Source organism: Microcoleus sp. CAWBG27 (genome assembly GCF_020883145.1).
Lineage (GTDB): Bacteria > Cyanobacteriota > Cyanobacteriia > Cyanobacteriales > Microcoleaceae > Microcoleus.
This window is the reverse complement of the sequence record NZ_JAHREU010000010.1, coordinates 113,750-133,114: the sequence shown is the minus strand read 5'-3', so window position 1 is coordinate 133,114 and position 19,365 is coordinate 113,750. Positions and strand designations below refer to the sequence as shown.

Genomic DNA, 19,365 nt, shown 5'->3' with positions numbered 1-19,365 from the left:
CTTACCCCCCGCCTACATCGCAGATTTTCAGCGATTGTACGATCGCACATTCAGCACAAATGGCTGTAGACTGTAGAGCGAGCAAATTTGATCGCCAAATTATGCCGGGGTGTGTTTGAAAGCTAACTCACCATTGATAATTATGACATTACGGATCGTGCCTCGCAGTTGGTCGCCATCGATTAAACGTTTGTTCCCACTGCTGTTTGCCCTCTCATTCATTATAGTATTGTTGGTCAATAATGCGATCGGCGCGATCGCCCAGCAACCCCGCCAAGAAATTCGCGGAGTTTGGATGACGACAAACGACAAAGACATCCTCAGAGATAGGCGCAAAGTAGCCGAGGCTGTCAGCCAATTAAAGCGATTAAATTTTAACACAATCTATCCCGTAGTTTGGAACTCTGGCTATGCAATGTATCCCAGCCCAGTCGCCCAAAAAAGAGACATTCAACCCTTTGTTTATAGAGGGTTAGACGGACAAGATATGATCGGAGATTTAATCGCCCAAGCCCACCGCCAAGGCCTGCTAGTAATTCCTTGGTTCGAGTTTGGTTTCATGACTCCTCCCACCTCAGAATTAGCATTAAACAATCCCGATTGGCTGACTCAAAAACAAGACGGCACTCAAACATCAAACGGTGCAGGCGGCGAAGTAGTTTGGCTCAATCCCTTTCATCCCGAAGTTCAGAAATTTATTACCGAACTCGTACTAGAAATCACCACCCAATACAACGCCGACGGCATCCAATTCGACGACCATATGAGTTTGCCCTCAGAATTTGGCTATGATGAATACACAGTAGCTTTGTATACCAAAGAAACGAAAAAAGCACCTCCAAGCGACTCTCAAGATCCAGCATGGGTGAAATGGCGAGCTAATAAAATCACCGCTTTTATGTCGCAACTAAATCAAGCCGTCAAAGCAGCCAAACCCAAGGCAATTTTCTCGATTTCTCCCAATTACTACGAATTTGCTTACAAACATCACCTGCAAGATTGGCTGGCGTGGGTGCGTTTGGATATTGCCGACGAATTGATCGTGCAAGTGTACCGTCCCAACCTAGAATCATTTGTGGACAAGATTAACCGTCCAGAAATGCGAGAAGCACAGCAAAAAATTCCCACTGGAGTTGGGATTATGACAGGTTTAAGAAATCGGCCAGTAGCGATAGGGCAAATTAAATCCCAGGTGCAAGCAGTCCAACAATACGGCTTAGGTGCCGCTTTCTTCTACTACGAAAGCTTGTGGGAAGATGCACCCGAACCAATTGCAGATAGACTTTCTCAATTTAGCGCCTTCTTCCCGTCTTCTGCATTCCGCACAGCGCTACAAATACCCAGACGCGCGGCAACTTTTCCGCCGCCGCCCCCACCCAAACCCGACCCCAAAAATAAGCCAGGACAACCTACAAAAAACAGCCCACCTTCGCCCTCACCAACCACATCTAAAAAGTAAAAAGTCCTCATATCAAATCCGGTTACATCCGGATATTGTAGCCCTCGCGAGCGAAGGTTGCGCGAGCGGGGACAGCAATAAAATCGGAAAATTATTGTTCGGATGTAAGCGAAAATAATATCATTCCTCAATCTCTTCCTAGTGCTGTCCCCCCTCGCGTGTTCAGTAGACTTGAATTGCAAAAATCGGAAAACACTCTGAAATTATCTGCGTTGCATCTGTGTTGCATCTGTCTGACATCTGCGGTTGAAGGCTCAATCGAAGACTTAGGCAATCTTGTCTAGTATACCTTATCCTAATATCAATCATTAATCATCAATAAAAATGTCAAACAATCAAAAAATTATACTACCAAAAATGGGCTGCGGTACCTGGGCTTGGGGCAACAGATTGCTCTGGGGTTACGATGAAAGCATGGACGACGAATTGCAAGCCGCGTTCAATCTTTGCGTTAACAATGGAGTCACTTTATTTGATACAGGTGATTCCTACGGAACCGGGAAATTAAACGGACGCAGCGAGCAACTTTTAGGACAGTTTTCCCAACAATATCAAGGTGCAAATCAAGACAATATTTGTATAGCGACAAAACTAGCGGCTTATCCTTGGAGACTGACGCGACAATCCATGATATCTGCTGGAAAAGCCTCGGCTTCGCGGCTCGGAAAGAATGTGGATTTGGTGCAAATGCACTGGTCTACAGCCAATTATGCACCTTGGCAAGAGGGGGTTCTTTTGGACGGTTTGGCAGACCTTTACGAGCAAAGATTGGTCAAGGGAGTGGGTTTATCTAATTACGGGCCGAAACGCTTGAAATGGGTGCATCAAAGATTTAGTTCGCGGCAAGTTCCTATTGTAACTTTACAAGTGCAATATTCGCTACTTTCTACCTATCCAGTAACAGAACTCGGATTGAAAGATGTTTGCGATGAATTGGGGATAAAATTGATTGCTTACAGTCCTTTAGCGTTGGGGTTGCTGACTGGGAAATATTCGGAAAATGGCGCTCTTCCTAAGGGTATCAGAGGTTTGGCGTGCAAGCAGTTATTACCGGGAATGCGATCGCTTTTGGGCTGTTTGCGAGAAATAGCGGCTTTCAGAAACAAGACTGTTTCGCAGGTAGCGATTAATTGGTGTATCTGCAAAGAAACGATGCCGATTCCTGGGGCGAAATCGGCGGCGCAGGCGGCCGAGAATATTGGTGCTTTGGGCTGGGAGTTGAATTCGGGGGAGATTGCAGAATTGGATAAGGCGGCGGCAAGTGTAGATAAGAAGATGGTGCAGAATATCTTTCAAACGAGATAACCCGGTTTGTAGTGAGGACTTTAGTCCGCATCAAAGAGGTTTGTAGTGAGGACTTTAGTCCGCATCAAAGAGAGGACTGAAGTCCTCACTACGAACCCATGAAGAAAGCTAATTGCAAAACTTTTCTACGCAATGGTGCAGAATATCTTTCAAACGAGATAACCCGGTTTGTAGTGAGGACTTTAGTCCGCATCAAAGAGAGGACTGAAGTCCTCACTACGAACCTATGAAGAAAGCTAACTACAAAACTTTTCTACGCAGCGCACAAACATTTCTACACCCATCCCCAACGCAGTTTCATCAAAATCAAAACGCGGGTGGTGGTGCGGGAAAGCCAAATTTTTCTCGGGATTTGCCGAACCTAAAAAGAAATAGCAGCCGGGGACTTCTTGCAAAAAGAATGACATATCCTCCCCGCCCATTGTTTGACATTCCGGTACTATTCCCGCAGGAGTTTCTACAACCGATTCTGCCACGCTGCGTACTAAGTCAGCCATGCTGGAATCGTTGATGACTGGCGGATAAATCGAAGAATAATCTAGTTGGTAAGTTGCGCCGTGACTCTGACAAATTCCGGCAATTACTTGCTCGATTCGCTTAGAGAAATAACCTCGATATCTGGGATTGAAATAGCGCACTGTGCCGCCGATTTGGGCGGTGTCGGCGATGACGTTGTGGGTGTGCCCTGCGTGGAATTTGCCGACAGTGACTACCGCTGAGTCGATCGGGTCAACGTTCCGTGCGACAATTGCCTGTAGGGCGCTGACAATTTGGGCTGTAACGACGATCGCATCTACAGTCTGATGTGGCATTCCACCGTGCCCACCTTTGCCAAAAATCGTGCAATCAAAAACTTCTACAGCCGCCATCAGCGCGCCGCTGCGGACACCTACAGTCCCTAAAGGTAGATTGTTCCACAAATGCAAGCCGACGATCGCCTCAACATCAGGATTCTGCAAAACTCCGGCTTCAATCATCGGTTTGGCGCCGCCCGGGCCTTCTTCGGCGGGCTGGAAGATGAACTTTACCTTACCCGAAAAACTGTGCTTGTGTTTGGCGAGATAACAAACAGTCCCCAGGGCGATCGCAGTGTGACCGTCGTGACCGCAAGCGTGCATAATACCATCATGCTGCGATCGATAATCCACCTCATTTTCCTCTTGAATCGGCAAAGCATCCATATCCGCCCGAATTGCCAAAACTCGCCCCGGCTTCCCGCTGTCGATAGTTGCGACAACACCCGTTTTAGCAATATTAGTTTGATGCTCAATTCCCCATTCCTGCAACTTTTCCGAGACAAACTGGGCCGTTAAATTCTCATCAAAACCCAACTCCGGCTTTTGGTGCAAGCGGCGCCGCCATTCGACTAGCTGAGGCTGCAAATTTCTAATCTCCAGCCGCAATTGAGATAAATCGACATCTGTTAAATTGGGTAAAGTAGAAACCATATTAGTTGTTAGTTGTTAGTTGTTATTTGTTTACTTTTTAACTGACTCTACCAGATAACCAGTTAAACAATCTGTAAAACTCTCTCTTTTTCTTCTCTGTGCTCTCTGTGTTCTCTGCGGTTCAAATAAAATCTTATCTTTTAACCACAGAGGCCGCAGAGTACGCAGAGAAAGAGAAGATGAAAAACAGTTAAATAATTTGTCAAACTCTCTCTTGTTCTTCTCTGTGCTCTCTGTGTTCTCTGCGGTTCAAATAAAATCTTATTTTTTAACCACAGAGGCCGCAGAGTACGCAGAGAAAGAGAAGATGAAAAACAGTTAAATAATTTGTCAAACTCTCTCTTGTTCTTCTCTGTGCTCTCTGTGTTCTCTGCGGTTCAAATAAAATCTTATTTTTTAACCACAGAGGCCGCAGAGTACGCAGAGAAAGAGAAGATTGGAAAACAGAAGTATTTAGAATACGGTTATTTAGCAATCTGAGGTATTAAGTTTGCCCCCGGAAGTAACCGCTCTAAATCTAATTCTGATGCTGATGCCGCTAATTTTTTCAGGTCATTTGGATCGTCTAAATGTGGCAAAGTACCCAACACGGGAATTTGAGTCAGAGACTGGATTAAATCGATCGGCGCCAAATCGGCAATTTCTTGTTCCGAACAAGCTTGAGGGCAATTGAGGACAATGCCTCTAAGCTGAAAACCAGTGTGTCTGGCGAGGGCAACGTTTGCTACAGCTTGCCCGATCGCACCTAACCTCACAGGTACCACCAAAACGCCTCTCAGCCGCCAATCTCGGGCAATATCTGCCACCGTCAGTTCCCGCGTTACCGGCGAACCCAGCCCTCCCAAAGCCTCCACCAGCACAAACTTCTTGCGCTCAGTGAGGCTTTGCAGCGCCGTCCAAACCTTTTCGAGTTCGATCGGTCTCCCCTCGCGTTCGGCAGAAATTGGCGGTGCTAGAGGCGCGCTAAAGTGCAGCGGATTGAGTTCTTCGGGGGATTGGTCGAGGCTAAACAAACGGGTGTAGAGTTCTCGATCGCCCGTGCCGGTTTGCAACAGCTTCATAATTCCCAAACTGCGATCGGGAAAATACATTTGCCAATAAGCAGCCAAAGCACTGGTCAAAACAGTTTTGCCCGCGTCAGTATCAGTTCCAGCAATCAGCAGCGAGTTCATTGGCGAATAGCTAGTAAGTAATTGGCTTCAACTTAAGTCTAGAGGAATTTTGCCAGAACTAGGGTGAAGGCGAAGGTGCGGGAGTTGGTGCAGGTTCCGGTGAAGGCGCAGGAGTCGGTGCGGGTTCCGGTGAAGGCGCAGGAGTCGGTGCGGGTTCCGGTGACGGTGAAGGCGCAGGAGTCGGCGCAGGAGTCGGCGCAGGAGTTGGTGCGGGAGTCGGTTTGGGTGCGGGTGTCGGCGCGGGTGTCGGTTTCGGCGCGGGAGTCGGTGCGGGTGTCGGTTTCGGCGCGGGAGTTGGCGCGGGTGTCGGTTTCGGCGCGGGTGTCGGCGCGGGTGTCGGTTTCGGCGCGGGAGTTGGCGCGGGTGTCGGTTCAGGTGTTGGCGTGGGTTCTGGCGCTGGCGTTGGTTCAGGTGGTAGCGATGGTGTGATTTCTGGCGAAGGTTCTGGGGTGATTTCCGGCGAAGGTTCTGGTGTGATTTCCGGGGAAGGTTCTGGGGTTGGGCTTGGTGAAGGTTCTGGAGTTGGGCTTGGTGAAGGTTCTGGAGTTGGGCTTGGTAAAGGTTGCGGGGTTGGAAGCGGAGTTAGTCTCGGCGCCGGAGTTATGACTGATGGCGGTGTCGGAGTGGCTGTGGGCTTCGGTTTGCTGTTGAGAAACGAGCCTACTAATGCCCAGGAACCAAAGCCTGTCAAGATGACTAAGCCCGTTAGCAGTCCGATCGCAGCGGCGGGATTGTCCCAAAAAGAGCCACCAGCAGGCTCAATTAGCGGATCTGGCTGGTTTTGCGGGCCGGCACTTAGGGGCACCATCGGCTCGGATTCGAGCGGCCTCCCCACGGCTACAGTTGCGATTAGCGAAGGATTGGGCTGCACGACTGCTGATGCTGGTGGTGCAGTGGGCGCGTTAGATTGAGGGTTAGGATTAGTTTGGGCGTCAAGTGCTTGAGCGACTTCGCTGACAGATTGATATCGATCGCCCGGAGAGCGATTTAACATCCGATTCAGCACCAAAGCCAAACCAGGGCTCACCTGTACTTGCTGCTGCCAATTCCAATGCAACGTTGTTTGATCCAGCAATTCCTGCGGTTCTTTGCCTGTCAGCAGGACGATCGCCGTTACAGCTAAAGCATACAGGTCGCTGCTAGCCGTAGCGCGTCCACTTTGCAACTGTTCCATTGGCGCGTAGCCAATTTTACCCACAGTTGTCGCGTGGGCTGTTCCTTCGGGAGACTGAACTTTGGTAGCGAGTTCTTTCACCACTCCAAAGTCAATCAGTACCGGCAGTTGGTCGTTTTCGCGGCGGATGATATTTTCTGGCGAGATGTCGCGGTGGATGATGCCCCGGGCGTGGATGTGAGCCAGTACCGGCAACATTTGTCGGAGAAATACTAAAACTTCGGCTTCGCTGAAGGTGCGACTTATAGAAGGATCGAGCAACAGTTCGCGGTAAGTCATCCCTTCCACGTAATCCTGCACCAAAAACAAACGTTGATTCTCTTCAAATATTGCCCGAAACTGGGGAATTTGGGGGTGGGCAATTTGGTAAAGTATTGCCGCCTCTCTTTGAAACAATTCCTTCGATTTTTCCAAAACGTAAGGCCCGCTTTGCATCGGAATCAATTCCTTGAGGGCGCAGCGTTCTTTAAACCGCCCCTCGTCTTCTACTAAATAAGTCCGGCCAAATCCCCCTTGACCTAAAATACTTACCAAGCGGTAGCGGTTTTGTAGGAGAGTTCCAATAGCAATAGGTGGCTGCATAAGTTTTAAGTAGAAATTGTTAAAAAATAGACGATCGCTGGCAGACTTATTAATCCTAGGTCTTTAAATGCCCAAGAGCTTACTTCACTGGCTGTAGTTCCCAATCCCGACCAAAGTTAGCATTTTACGTTTTTTTGAGCAACTTTGAGAAATTGAATTTTTTCCAAGTCAAGCAGGGACAACCTCTAACTCAATGCAGGGACAAACCCCCTGCGGTTGCTTTGCGATCGACCCCTAAACCCCGTCCGCAAAGAGAAACCGCAGGAGATTTGCTGCTAAATTCTTTCTGACTGTGAGGACAACTGCTTTCCTACCAACTGCCTTCCTACCACAAATCAACTGTCAACTGTCAACTGCCAACTGTCAACTGTCAACTGTCAACTGTCAACTGTCAACTGTCAACTGCCAACTGTCAATTGATTAACGCTGTCAACTGTCAACTGTCAACTGTCAACTGTTCAGCTTTGCTTTCACCATCTCTTGAATTCTGTTACCATCTGCTTTGCCTTTAAGCTGCTGCATAGCCTTGCCCATCACCTTGCCCATATCTTTGGCAGAAGTAGCGCCCACCGAAGCAATCACCTCGTCAACCACTTGACTCACCTCTTCATCAGACATCTGCGCCGGCAAATACTCTTCTAGAATTGCCAACTCCGCCTCCTCTTGTACCACTAAGTCCTCGCGGCCGCCTTTGCGGTATTGATCGATCGAATCCCGGCGCTGTTTCGCTATCTGCATCAAAATTTCCAATTCTTGAGCTTCTGTCAGCGTCTCTTGTCCGGAGGGACGGAGGCTGACTTCTTTTTCGAGAATAACTTTCTTGATGCCACGAACAGTTTCCAAGCGAACTTTGTCCTTGGACTTCATCGCTGCTTTGATTTCTGCGTCAATACGTTCTCTTAAGCTCATCGATGTCTACCTTGCTTTGCTATATCAAAAATCAGGAGTATGCTTCCGATTCTTAACTTTTTTTACAGTATTTTGCAAGTTTATTGCCTGTTGGTGGCGTTTCGATCGTCTTGCACCCGGATGGCTTCGGTGAGAGACAGTCTATTTGGGGCGGCAGCACCTAGAGTACAGGCGCGGGCATTGATGCCAAACAAAATTTTTAGGCCTCGGGCCATGCGCTGCGGGCGTTCTGACATTGCCGAAACCCTTGATTTTAGTGCTTCTTCCTCGCCGTCTTGCTTTTTGGGTCTTGCTTCTTCCCTCTTCCCTCTTGCTTCTTCCCTCTGTGCACAGCCCGCCATAAACTCTGTTTATGAGAGATATTTCTGCAAGTCATTTTTCGTTCGCCTAAGTTAACACTTGCCGCCACCCCGAAAGTTAAATCTCTCCAAATATTGGCTGAACATTTCTAATTTCAGATGGTAAGATGGCGATTAAATAAACGTCTTGCAAGAGGCCTGCTGTGATCCGTTCTGCTACTTTACCGCTTCCGCTTCCCGAGCCGCCGGTTTCTGCTCACGACCGTCTGCGGCTGTTCTCCGGTTCTGCTAATGTTCCCCTCGCCCAAGAGGTGGCTCGCTATCTGGGGATCGATTTGGGGCCGATGGTTCGCAAGCGGTTCGCTGATGGGGAACTCTACGTTCAAATTCAAGAATCGATTCGGGGTTGCGATGTTTACTTAATTCAGCCTACTTGCTGTCCGGTGAACGATCGCCTCATGGAATTATTAATTATGATCGATGCTTGTCGTCGCGCTTCGGCAAGACAAGTTACTGCTGTGATTCCCTACTACGGATATGCTAGAGCAGACCGCAAAACGGCCGGAAGAGAGTCGATTACTGCAAAGTTGGTGGCTAATTTGATTACTGAAGCTGGGGCCGGTCGCATTTTGGGGATGGATTTGCACTCAGCTCAGATTCAAGGTTATTTTGACATTCCTTTCGACCATGTTTACGGTTCGCCGGTGCTGTTGGATTATCTGGCAAGCAAGCAGTTGACGGATATTGTTGTGGTTTCGCCGGATGTTGGCGGAGTCGCTAGAGCGAGAGCTTTTGCCAAAAAGCTTGGCGATGCTCCCCTGGCAATTATTGACAAGCGCCGCCAAGCTCACAACGTCGCTGAAGTGATGAACGTCATCGGGGATGTCAAGGGCAAAACAGCCGTGTTGGTGGACGACATGATCGATACTGCGGGGACGATTACCGAAGGCGCCAGATTGTTGCGCCGCCAAGGTGCGAGACAGGTATATGCTTGTGCTACTCATGCAGTTTTTTCACCTCCGGCGATCGAGCGTTTGTCTAGCGGAGTTTTGGAAGAGGTAATTGTTACAAATACAATTCCCGTACCTGAAGAGAACCGATTCAAGCAGTTGACGGTGCTTTCGGTAGCGAATTTGCTGGGCGAAACTATTTGGCGGATTCACGAAGATAGTTCTGTTAGCAGTATGTTCCGCTAGCTAGAGAAAGCACGTTTTCAATATTTGTTTTAGGGTGCGTTACACGCTTGTTAACGCACCATTTTTTTTGTAGATTGCGCTCTTTCCCGCAATAAATATCGTTTCCACAGGCATCCGAATCATAATATGTTTCCTGTAGTGCGATCGTCCCCGCTCGCGATCGTAACAGCAGATGCGATCGCATTGCAGTATCATATCAAATCCGGTAGCATCGTCCTGTATTAATCTCTCTATTCTCTCTCTGTGCCCTCTGCGCCCTAGTAAGGTTAAATCATTCCGATGCAACCGGAAACGATATCATCCGATCTCACCGGAGTCGATCGCGCTTGAGATCGCTGGAACAACAAATGGTAAAATTCTATCTTGTTGTCTTAAGACCGCGACTTTTTCATCTTCTAGAGATGTCTGACCAAAATAAGGGGTAAATAGGGAAAAACTATGAAACATTCACTGGTACGAGCAGCGGCCGCCTTTGTCGGTTCAGCAATTTTAACACTCGGGGCGATCGCTCCGGCGAAAGCATATAGTTTTGACGAAACCGAAATTAACCAAGATCGAGTAATTGCGATCGCCCAACCAGGCGGTTTGACCGGCTACCAATTACTCATAGTAGAACAAGTCACAGACAGACGGAAGTGCTGGAGCGAAAGCGGTTCTAATCCCGTGACAGTCGATCCGTTATTAGCTACCTTTGACTTCACCGGCATTTGCGGCCGCGCCACAGACAGCAACGGCTTTTCCATTCGCATGGCAGGCACCGATTTAGCATTAAAATACAGCCTAATCTTGCAAAGTGTTGATGGCAATGTGCTATTAATGGGAATTCCCAGCGATCCGAACGGTAAAGCGATAATTATCGGCCGCACCAACGGCAATACTAACGGCTTTATGAAAATCACTCTCGATCCGGCTTGGCGCTTTAGTAAAAGAACTTATCAAGGGAAAGTATTAGGTCACTTTTATTTCACTAGCAGTCAAGCCGCACCGGGAGAAATCGGAAATACTGGCGGAAATACTGGCGGAAATACCGGCGGAAATACCGGCGGAAATACCGGAGGCAATACTGGCTCTTCTACATTCAGAGATATTGCTACTGATATCTACGCTCCCGAAATTAAAGAAGCTGTGGGCCTTGGGTTTGTCGCCGGCTTTGCTCAAGATAATACATTTCGGCCGCAGCTTGCCGTTACGCGAGAGCAATTGGTATCTTTAGTATTGGAATCATTGAAAGGAATCCAAGGTGCTAACATCACATTTCCTAACAATGTTTCTACTCGGCCTTATAGCGACGTTGATAGCACGCGTTGGAGTGCCGGAAAAGTTCAATTTGCGCGGGACAATAAAATAGTTAGCGGCTATCAAGATGGAACTTTTAAACCTATGCAGTCAGTGACTCGCGCTGAATTGATGGCGGTGCTGCGGAGAGCATCAGAATTTGGTTTGTCGGCGCGGGGAATGCAGCCAAATTTAGTTGGAAAAGAGCCGCCTAAAACTTTTTCAGACACTCAAAATCATTGGGCGGCTGCGATTATTACTCAAATGTCTGCTTATTGTTCTGTTGCTTCCGCTGTTAACGAAGTTGGAACTCGTTTTGCTCCCGATGATGCGGCAAAGCGGAATTACGCGGCGGCAGCTACTTTGCGGATGCTGAAGTGCGTTAAAGCTCAGTAAACAGTTGACAGTTGACAGTTGACAGTTGACAGCGAAGTGATAAGAACGGAGATTTAAATTCCGTTCTTATCACAATCTGCCTAAAGGCAGGTGCTTCAAAGTATTTGTAGGGTGCGGATCCATCGACAATCTCTCGCATTCAATTAACAATCTAATGGCGACGCACCATAGTATTTGTAGGGTGCGGATCCATGGACAATCTCTCGCATTCAATTAACAATCTGATGGATCCGCACCTTATACAATAGTCAGTGATTATTGTAGGGTGCGTCAGTTAGAAAACCTAATTTTTGCATAGTAAATCTAAAACTGACGCACCCTACAAGATTGGGAGAGAATATGCGGACTGAAGTCCTCACTACGAACTGGTTTGTAGTGAGGACTTCAGTCCGCATCTTACTTGTTTTCTGACTGGTTTGTAGTGAGGACTTCAGTCCGCATCTTACTTGTTTTCTGACTCTATTTCCTTGCGTTTCTTCTTTGATGTCTGTTTGCGAGTTTTAGGAACCGGGATTGTTTCTGACTCGGGCTGTGCGATTTCTTCTGTTGATTTGCACAATTCATTCAATAACAATTTCTGCTGAGATTCGAGTTCATTTAGCCGATTCGATGCGGTTTCTAATATTTGCTTTCCTTGTCGGAGTTGAATCGTAGTTTTATTTTCGATCGCATCCTGCAACACAAAAACTGATACAATTTGCCAAATCTCCACATCATCGCCGATGACATCGCACTTAGAGACGATTTTGCCGTTTTCGGGGACGTGAATCCCTAAGTCGGAAGCTTGGATCAGCGGCTGGATTTCTGCTATGCTTAAGTCCGCAAGGTCGGTAATTTTATGTTCGAGAGATACGAAGTCTGCTAAATCTGGTAAGTTGATTGATTCTGCGGGTAAAGCGTCGAACTTGAAGGTGAGAGTTTGGTTTAACGGATCGGAAATGGCGTAAATTGATTGAATGTGCGATCGACTAACTGCACTTTTATCAAAAAAATCTTGGCCTAAAGGCGCGATCCTCTCCGAGGGCTTCGCTAACGCAATTTTACCATTTTCCGCCACCTCCAAAATCTCCAAATTAACCAAATTCGTCGCCGCAGTCTTCACAAAAACCCGATCCAACCCCAGCAAATCCGCCAACTCCTGCAAAGTCGGCGCGGGTTCAAACTCAACGCCCGCACGCAAAATAAACTCTTCCAATACATTAAACTCGCGGGGTTCGCTAATCGCCACCTCCAGCGGAGTTTGGCGAATTGCAAAGCGGAATTCACGTGCCGCCAACACCGACAAATCAGGGTTTTGTTGCTCAATTTGTGCAGCTAGCGAACTTAAATTCGCGTCAATTTGTTTAGCTGAGGATGCTAGCAACATCTACAAAACCTCCAAAATAACGCACAATTTTTGAAACTTCCTGATACATTTTTCCGACAGTACCTGTTTGTTGCGTAAATAAATCGTGACAGCCGACAACTACCAGCAATTCTTGAGCGCGAGAAAAAGCCACATTCACCCGTTCCGGTTCCTTAGCAAATCCAATATCCCCTCTAATATTATTGCACACTGTGCTGACCACAATCACAGGTCTTTCCATTCCTTGAAATATGTCAACCGTACCTGTGCGGATACTCAGAGATGGAAATTTTTCTGGTTCTATTTTATCTTGAATTAACCTCAATTGAGCGCCATAAAAAGTTATGATTCCGATTTCTTTCGGCGGTTCACCGTCAACAACCTTGGGATGCCAAGCTGTTTCCATTTGCTGACACAAACGTTCAATTGCATCAACTTCCTTGACATTCAAGCGCGAGGTTCCATTTTTTTCTTCTTCAAACCCTTGTCCGATTGGTGTCTTTACCCACAGGATGTGATTGGTATCTTGAATGATTTTACCTGCGAGATGGTGCGCGCGCCTTGTGTCTGCTTCCAAAATCCCGCAGTTGAGCTTTTGCTGGTAAAACTGATTGATTGCGCCCATGATTTGCGGGTGCATTCGGTACTGAGTTGTCAGCATTTTTTTTATACCGTCGTCAGCCTTTTCAAACAATATTTTAAACAGCGATTCTTTGATAAAGCTAAGTTCATCTCCGGTACAACCGATGTCTTCGGCGATGTCGTCGATTGTACTTTGATTAAACATCGGTGGCAATTGTCTGTGATCGCCCACTAATACTAATTTTCTGCCCTTCAAAGCTGGAATTAATAACTCTGGCGGAGTGCATTTACTTACTTCGTCAATGATAACTGCATCAAAGCTGGGAAAGTTTTTGCTAAAATCAAAGCTGGCAGCTTGCACGCAGGTAATGCCGATGACGTTCGCGTTGTCAATATAAATTTGTTTTAAATCATTGCGGTCTTTTTCAGATGGATTGCGGAGTTTTTCTATCCAATCTGTGACAAAGTTTTTAGAACGATTTAGGGCTGTTTCTTCTCGTTCTAATTCCCGCTGCCAATGTTTGAACAATCGCTTGATTTTGCTTAAAAAATCTACGCTGAACAATCCGGTACTGGGAACTTCTATTTGGTATTTAGTTGGGATATTTTGCCATGCTGATTTCCACCAAGTTCTCTCTACGATTAATTCTGCTGTGGGCTGCTTTTGTTGCAGTTGAGCCGTAATCTCGCTCAATTCTGTTTGAAGTGTCGCGAGTTCCTCCTGGGCAGTTGTAGCGGCAATTTGCAGCGGGGATAATTGTTCGTCAAGAGTAGTTTTGATAACTTCCAAAATCCCGAACGGATCTAAGTCGGTGATTGATTTTTCAAGCTGAATAACGCTGGCTTTCCAAGTCTCAACTTGCTTGAAAAACTGCTGCGGTTGTTCCCAAATATTCGACTTTTGCGCGAGATATTGTTGGGCGAGAATTCGCAACTTGTCTGGAACCTTTGACTGTTCGACAATTGCTTGCAATTGATTCGTAACTTCGCTAATTTTTAAGTTCGCCTCTTGCTGCGCGGCTTCTACTTGAAGTTGGGCGGCGGATATTTGTTGTTGGCTGACACTTTGACCGATTTTATCTAATAACTGTTGCTGTTTAATTAGTTGTTGTTCGGTTTCGGTTTTCAGGGGAACTATGCACTGACGGGCGTTGCCGAGAATAGTATGCAGCAATTCTTTGACTAGCCGATCGAAAGTTTCTTGAATCTGATTGGGCTGCAATGATTGACTGTAAAATTGTTGGATGTTAGCTAAGAAAGTGTCAGCTTTTTCGAGGATGAATTTGCGCTGGCTTTGACTAACTTGGGCGTAGCTGGCGAAGTCTTTGGCTAGTTGTTGCCATTGCGCCCGATCGCCCGCAGCGAGCACGATCGGCATTTGAATCAAATTTAGGTGCAAAAAGTCGCTAAACCGGAACTGCTGTCCTTGAATGTCCTTAAAACCCGCGCTGGCTTCATGGGCGATCGCCTTTTGCAGCCGTTCCAAATCGGGCAAACTGACTTTACACTTCGGCGGGACGATCGGCAATTTGAGCGATCGGGCAATTTTCAAAAGTCCTGCGGGCAATTCTACCATATCATCTGTCAGCATCGCGCCCGTTTCCCAGCAAGATTGCACAACAGTATAAAGTCGCGTATCCGCCGTCTCAATCCACTCTGCAACGGCGACAACCACGGCGGCAATTTCCGCTTTTCGCAGTTCCAAATTCCTGATTTTCTGTTCGAGATTGTGGCGGTGTGTCTGATTTTGCTTGTCGCCCAATTGTAGCTGATTCACCGCATCCGACAACGGTTGCGACACTCGCAGCGACTCCGCAACCGCTGACATCGCGTGACAAACCTCCTGGGCGCGATCGCCCGCCGTCTTAAATTCGGATAATTGCCCTGCTACAGTTTCCCGCAGCCAAACCGCAATCCCAAACGCGCCGCAACTAGGGCGATCCAATCCGATTTGAATAGTATGGTTTACGCAAATCCGGACATTTGCCATAAAGTTTTCGACTAAAACATTGCCTTCAGAATAAGGTTTTAGTTTCGGCATAAACTCGGAAACTTCCGAAGACTCCCAGTTAATCTCCGGCGCAGCCAGTAAATTTGCCAGCCCGTCAACCAAAGATGCAATCTCGCTTTTAGCAGTTAAACTTAATTGATACGCTGCTGATTGCGCGGTCAACTTTTCCTCAACCTCCGCCTTCCCATCGTGCAGGTGTTTTTGTTCCTTAAAAAAAGCTCTCTCAGCGGCCGAGTAGGCGTTAAATCTGTCGAAATCTGCCAGCAACCGCTGCAAAGATGTGACATTAATCTGGCGCTGCGACAGTTGTTGTTCGCAATCAGTCGCCGTATTTTGCAGCCAATTGCCGATCGCATTTTCCTCTAAAAACGGCTGGCCTTCCTCCTGCACCTTATGGGCTTTTCCCTTCCGCAAAGCCCGAATCGCCGGATTGTGCACCAACCGACTCAAAGCATTATCAACGGCTAAATTAGCTTGGGAAGCAATCAAAGTTTTCCCGCCTTGACGCGCAATTTGATAACAAATTTCCGCAATCACCGTCGTTTTTCCGGTTCCCGGCGGCCCTTGAATTAAAATTAAATCCCGCGCCGACAGCACCATTTCTACAGCGGCGAGTTGATCGTCATTAGCATTCCGATTTAATAAGTCTTCCCGATCCAATTTTACCAGCTTGTCGGGAATTCTCGCCTCGGAAGAGTCAAATAAAAACTCGCTTAAATAGGGATTTTGAGCGCGGCCATCCGCCAGCATTTTTAAAGCTTTCTTTTTGCGATCGATCTGACTGATATCGCCCGCCGCCTCGAAATACAAAAATCCTTGTTTGGGAAGTTGATATCTACCGCCCGCCATGCGATCGCCCAAATCAACATCCAACTTAATCCGTAACATACCACGTTCAAAGTCAATTTCGGCAATACTACCCAAAGTCTCGCCATCGCGACTGCTTCTGCTTCCAGGCGGCGAATCAAACAAAATAATGTCTTCATTTCTGGCTTGTTTCAGCCTTTCGCGAAAGTCGCCGACTTGTAAGGGATTCTCCTCGTAGCCGTCAAGAGTTGCCGAATTGCGATCGATTTCAAAAGTAACGATTTTGAAGTCAGAACCGTAGTTGTGCGCGCGGAAAGGTACGCAAAATTGACGCGCTTCCGCGATGCGTTTTTCGACATTTAAGAAAGTGTGCCAAACTTTTAATTGTTCGGTTGTTGGTATGTGTCTGTCGTCCCAAAATGGCATTTGTTGGACGCGGGCGATCGACTTTGCGGGAATTGGCGAGCGACTTTTCGACACAAGTCGCAATTGCAACGGCAAAGAATAGCCATCTTTTCTACCTCTAGGAATCGCTACCAAACCAGCATCCAGGAATTTCAACCCGCCGATTCCATCTTCTGTGCGTACAGTTGCTAGCAGGCGCAAAGTGCGATTCCCTTCGGGATAGCTTCGCTTCACGGCTTTTTGCAGCAATTCGGGTAATTTAAAATCATCTCCATCGGTAGCAAGAATCAATTCCCAGATTTCCTCTTCCGAAAATCTCTCATTAATCTTTTGGCGGCGCACGTAGAAAAGACTGGGGGATTTACCGGCTATTTCCGACATCAGAAGTTCCGCCCTATCTCTGCATTCCCAATCGCAATATTTCGCTAAAGCTGCTTCTCCTTCAACTTGGCCAATAAATTTACTAATCGTGCGATCGCCACTAAATTTATATCCCCAATCTTCTGCTACTAAAGATGGCATATTTTGATTTTAGATTTTGGATTTTAGATTTGAGATTGGATTTAAGATTAGCATATTGGAAGACTGGGCGGTTAGAAACCGCGTCTATACAGGCGAAACCCAAGGTGGTTTTACAGTCATCAGAGAATTAGGTACGTTGTTGGGCTTTAGCCTCCTTTATATATACGCCTAAAGAGGGCTGAAGCCCAACAACGTACCTTTGTTAATTCTGCACAATAAAATCAAAAGGGCGAATGATGGGAATTGAACCCACGAATGGTGGTACCACAAACCACTGCCTTAACCACTTGGCTACACTCGCCATAACGTTTTTAACTATAACATAACATCTCAGCACAAGTCTAGGGGTAAAGCAAAAAAATTTCAAAATATTTTTCAGCCTCCCTAAACCGATCGCATCAATTGTGCCTGAAATTCAGCGCACAGCCAGAGTTTAGCACAATTTTCGATTTGGGCGATCGCGCAATACAATTGGTTCGTAGTGCGGGCTTGAGCCCGCATAATGCGGACTGAAGTCCGCACTACGAACCGCACTACGAACTTTCATTACCCGACAGCATCTAAGTCCTGGACGCAAGTGTCACAATACTTAAAGATTTTTTGAGGTATGTTGTGGCGCCAAGAGTGAAGACAGCGCAACCGCATACCTTTTGTTAATGTGACAGTTGCGTCTCGGAATGTAAATGAAACGCCCGCGCAGCAAGCTGTCGCGCGCCCGGATCTGTGTCAGCTTGGGGCGCCGTGCACATTGTATAACATCGCGATCGGGCCCAGCGGAATAGAATAGCCTTATATCCATGTGTGCGTCTATTGTCAACTAATTTTCTTCTCTTATCTCTCTTCCTTCGCCCCGCGAAGCAAGGAGACTATGAAAGCGGTGCATTTAAAAAACTTCTTCACAATCCAAAATCTCAAATATAAAATCTCAAATCCCTATGAGCTACTGTATTAACCCAGAATGTCAAAATCCCGAAAATTCACCCACAGAAAAACTTTGCTTGAACTGCGGCTTTAACCTATTGTTGAGACAGCGGTATCGCCCGATTAAACTCTTAGGAAGAGGTGGATTTGGCAAAACTTTCCTCGCCATTGATGAAGACATCCCCTCGCAACCGCGCTGTGCCATCAAGCAATTTTATTTTCGCGATCGCGATCCAGTAATTTTCAACAAAGCCCTTGAATTATTCCACCAAGAAGCCGTCCGTTTAGACGAACTGGGAAAACACGAGCAAATTCCCACTTTATTAGCTGCATTTGAACAAGAAGGTCATATTTATTTAGTTCAAGAGTTTATAGACGGGCCGACTCTCAAAGAAGAATTAGACCAAAGTGTCTGCGATGAAAATCAAATTTGGCAAGTCCTGCAAGACTTATTGCCCGTGTTGCAATTCATCCACGACAAGCGCGTCATTCACCGCGACATCAAACCTGAAAATATTATCCGCCGCCAGTCGGACAACAAACTCGTATTGATCGATTTCGGCATTGCCAAACTGCTGACTGATTCAGCTATACTCCGTTCAGCAACGCTGATCGGGAGTCAAGATTATATAGCTCCCGAACAAATGCGCGGTAAAGTATTTCCTGCTAGCGACCTTTACAGTTTAGGTGTTACTTGCATTCGCCTGATGACGCAAGTTCCGCCGTTGGATATGTACGACTGTAAAACCGAGCGCTGGTGGTGGCGCGAGTTTCTCCCCAAAGGCACGAGTATTAGCGCCGAGTTAGGTGAGATTTTAGATAAATTGCTACAAACTCATCTTTGTCAGCGCTACAGTTTTGCGGCGGAAGTTTTGCAAGATATCAATGCAGTTTTAGAGATTCGCCAGCAAAATTTGGTTGTGCCGAAAAAGCCGATCGCCCCAACTCTTATTAATACCGACAACTCGCCTTATTTCAAAGCCCTGCCAACTCCTGAGCCTACGATTTTACCGACCAAAACCACCGCCAATTCCGCAGAAACTTTGTCCTTATCAAGGATTTCAAATCTCGAACTGACCCTACTTTCTGTCAGGGGAGTTGATTATACCAAACTGCGGAATTTTTTGTCAAGTAAAAAGTGGAAAGAAGCCGATCGCGAAACTTGGGCCGTGATGTGTCAATCTCTGTCGCTGACACCGGGAATTCAGCTAGAAATCAGCCAAATTTACAAGTTACCATGCGAAGATTTGCAAATAGTCGATCGCCTGTGGCTGCACTACAGTCAAGGTCGGTTTGGCTTCAGCGTCCAAAAGGAAATCTACGAAAGCGTCAAAGGAGATTATGTCAGATTTTGCGATCGGGTAAACTGGCCAACCTACAATTCAACTACCAGTCCAGGAAAAATTAAATTTACTCAGCAAGCACCAATTGGACACCTCCCATCTCGCAGTTGGGTAGGCGGCATTCAGTGGCTGCGACATCTCGATGCCCTGTCAGCAAAATTAACCGAGTGCGACAACAATTGATATTTGTTATTTGTTATTTGTTATTTGTTAT

The 19,365-nt window shown here is 46.9% G+C and carries 14 protein-coding genes and 1 tRNA gene; 5 read left to right on the top strand and 10 right to left on the bottom strand.

The genetic code is table 11. The features are described 5' to 3' along the window. Positions 1-142 precede the first annotated feature (142 nt). Both QZ938_RS08700 and QZ938_RS08695 read left to right on the top strand, forming a co-directional pair. Positions 143-1,459 carry a glycoside hydrolase family 10 protein gene (locus QZ938_RS08700; protein WP_293144386.1) on the top strand — a complete coding sequence of 439 codons (1,317 nt, stop codon included), beginning with the start codon at positions 143-145 and terminating at the stop codon, positions 1,457-1,459. Between the two features lie 324 nt (positions 1,460-1,783). After that, the gene (locus QZ938_RS08695) at positions 1,784-2,764 is read left to right on the top strand and encodes an aldo/keto reductase (protein ID WP_293350845.1); all 981 of its coding nucleotides are present in this window, start codon (positions 1,784-1,786) and stop codon (positions 2,762-2,764) included. Between the two features lie 236 nt (positions 2,765-3,000). Here the strand turns inward: QZ938_RS08695 and QZ938_RS08690 are convergent, their stop codons facing one another. The 5 genes from QZ938_RS08690 to QZ938_RS08670 form a co-directional block, all read right to left on the bottom strand. Continuing rightward, on the bottom strand, positions 3,001-4,212 hold the full coding sequence (locus tag QZ938_RS08690) for a M20 family metallopeptidase (protein WP_293144392.1): 1,212 nt from the start codon (positions 4,210-4,212) through the stop codon (positions 3,001-3,003). Between the two features lie 464 nt (positions 4,213-4,676). Beyond that, a complete protein-coding gene (gene bioD, locus QZ938_RS08685; RefSeq protein WP_293350842.1) occupies positions 4,677-5,384 on the bottom strand; it encodes a dethiobiotin synthase in 708 nt (235 codons plus the stop codon). Between the two features lie 58 nt (positions 5,385-5,442). After that, positions 5,443-7,140: a serine/threonine-protein kinase gene (locus QZ938_RS08680; protein WP_293350839.1), complete on the bottom strand. Its 1,698-nt coding sequence runs from the start codon at positions 7,138-7,140 to the stop codon at positions 5,443-5,445. A gap of 450 nt (positions 7,141-7,590) precedes the next feature. Beyond that, on the bottom strand, positions 7,591-8,049 hold the full coding sequence (locus QZ938_RS08675) for a GatB/YqeY domain-containing protein (RefSeq protein ID WP_293144404.1): 459 nt from the start codon (positions 8,047-8,049) through the stop codon (positions 7,591-7,593). Positions 8,050-8,129: 80 nt separating this feature from the next. Next, positions 8,130-8,390: a hypothetical protein gene (locus QZ938_RS08670; protein WP_293144407.1), complete on the bottom strand. Its 261-nt coding sequence runs from the start codon at positions 8,388-8,390 to the stop codon at positions 8,130-8,132. A gap of 161 nt (positions 8,391-8,551) precedes the next feature. Here QZ938_RS08670 and QZ938_RS08665 point away from each other — a divergent pair, with 161 nt between their 5' ends. Then, positions 8,552-9,544, top strand: a complete 993-nt coding sequence (locus QZ938_RS08665; RefSeq protein WP_293144410.1) for a ribose-phosphate pyrophosphokinase — start codon at positions 8,552-8,554, stop codon at positions 9,542-9,544. A gap of 39 nt (positions 9,545-9,583) precedes the next feature. Here the strand turns inward: QZ938_RS08665 and QZ938_RS08660 are convergent, their stop codons facing one another. Beyond that, a complete protein-coding gene (locus QZ938_RS08660) occupies positions 9,584-9,739 on the bottom strand; it encodes a hypothetical protein (RefSeq protein WP_293144413.1) in 156 nt (51 codons plus the stop codon). 243 nt (positions 9,740-9,982) lie between these two features. Between QZ938_RS08660 and QZ938_RS08655 the strand changes: the two genes are divergently transcribed. Continuing rightward, a complete protein-coding gene (locus QZ938_RS08655) occupies positions 9,983-11,215 on the top strand; it encodes a DUF3747 domain-containing protein (RefSeq protein ID WP_293144416.1) in 1,233 nt (410 codons plus the stop codon). 442 nt (positions 11,216-11,657) lie between these two features. Here QZ938_RS08655 and QZ938_RS08650 read toward each other — a convergent pair whose 3' ends face one another. The 4 genes from QZ938_RS08650 to QZ938_RS08635 form a co-directional block, all read right to left on the bottom strand. Further along, entirely contained in the window at positions 11,658-12,581 is a 924-nt protein-coding gene (locus QZ938_RS08650; protein ID WP_293144419.1) for a hypothetical protein, read from the bottom strand. After that, entirely contained in the window at positions 12,559-16,887 is a 4,329-nt protein-coding gene (locus QZ938_RS08645) for an AAA domain-containing protein (protein WP_293350825.1), read from the bottom strand. The genes QZ938_RS08650 and QZ938_RS08645 overlap by 23 nt, the downstream gene beginning before the upstream one ends. A 228-nt stretch (positions 16,888-17,115) precedes the next feature. Beyond that, positions 17,116-17,188 (bottom strand) — tRNA-His (locus QZ938_RS08640). Positions 17,189-17,271: 83 nt separating this feature from the next. Beyond that, the gene (locus tag QZ938_RS08635; protein WP_293350822.1) at positions 17,272-17,421 is read right to left on the bottom strand and encodes a hypothetical protein; all 150 of its coding nucleotides are present in this window, start codon (positions 17,419-17,421) and stop codon (positions 17,272-17,274) included. Between the two features lie 401 nt (positions 17,422-17,822). Here QZ938_RS08635 and QZ938_RS08630 point away from each other — a divergent pair, with 401 nt between their 5' ends. Further along, entirely contained in the window at positions 17,823-19,334 is a 1,512-nt protein-coding gene (locus QZ938_RS08630; RefSeq protein ID WP_293350819.1) for a serine/threonine-protein kinase, read from the top strand. The last annotated feature ends 31 nt before the right edge of the window (positions 19,335-19,365 follow it).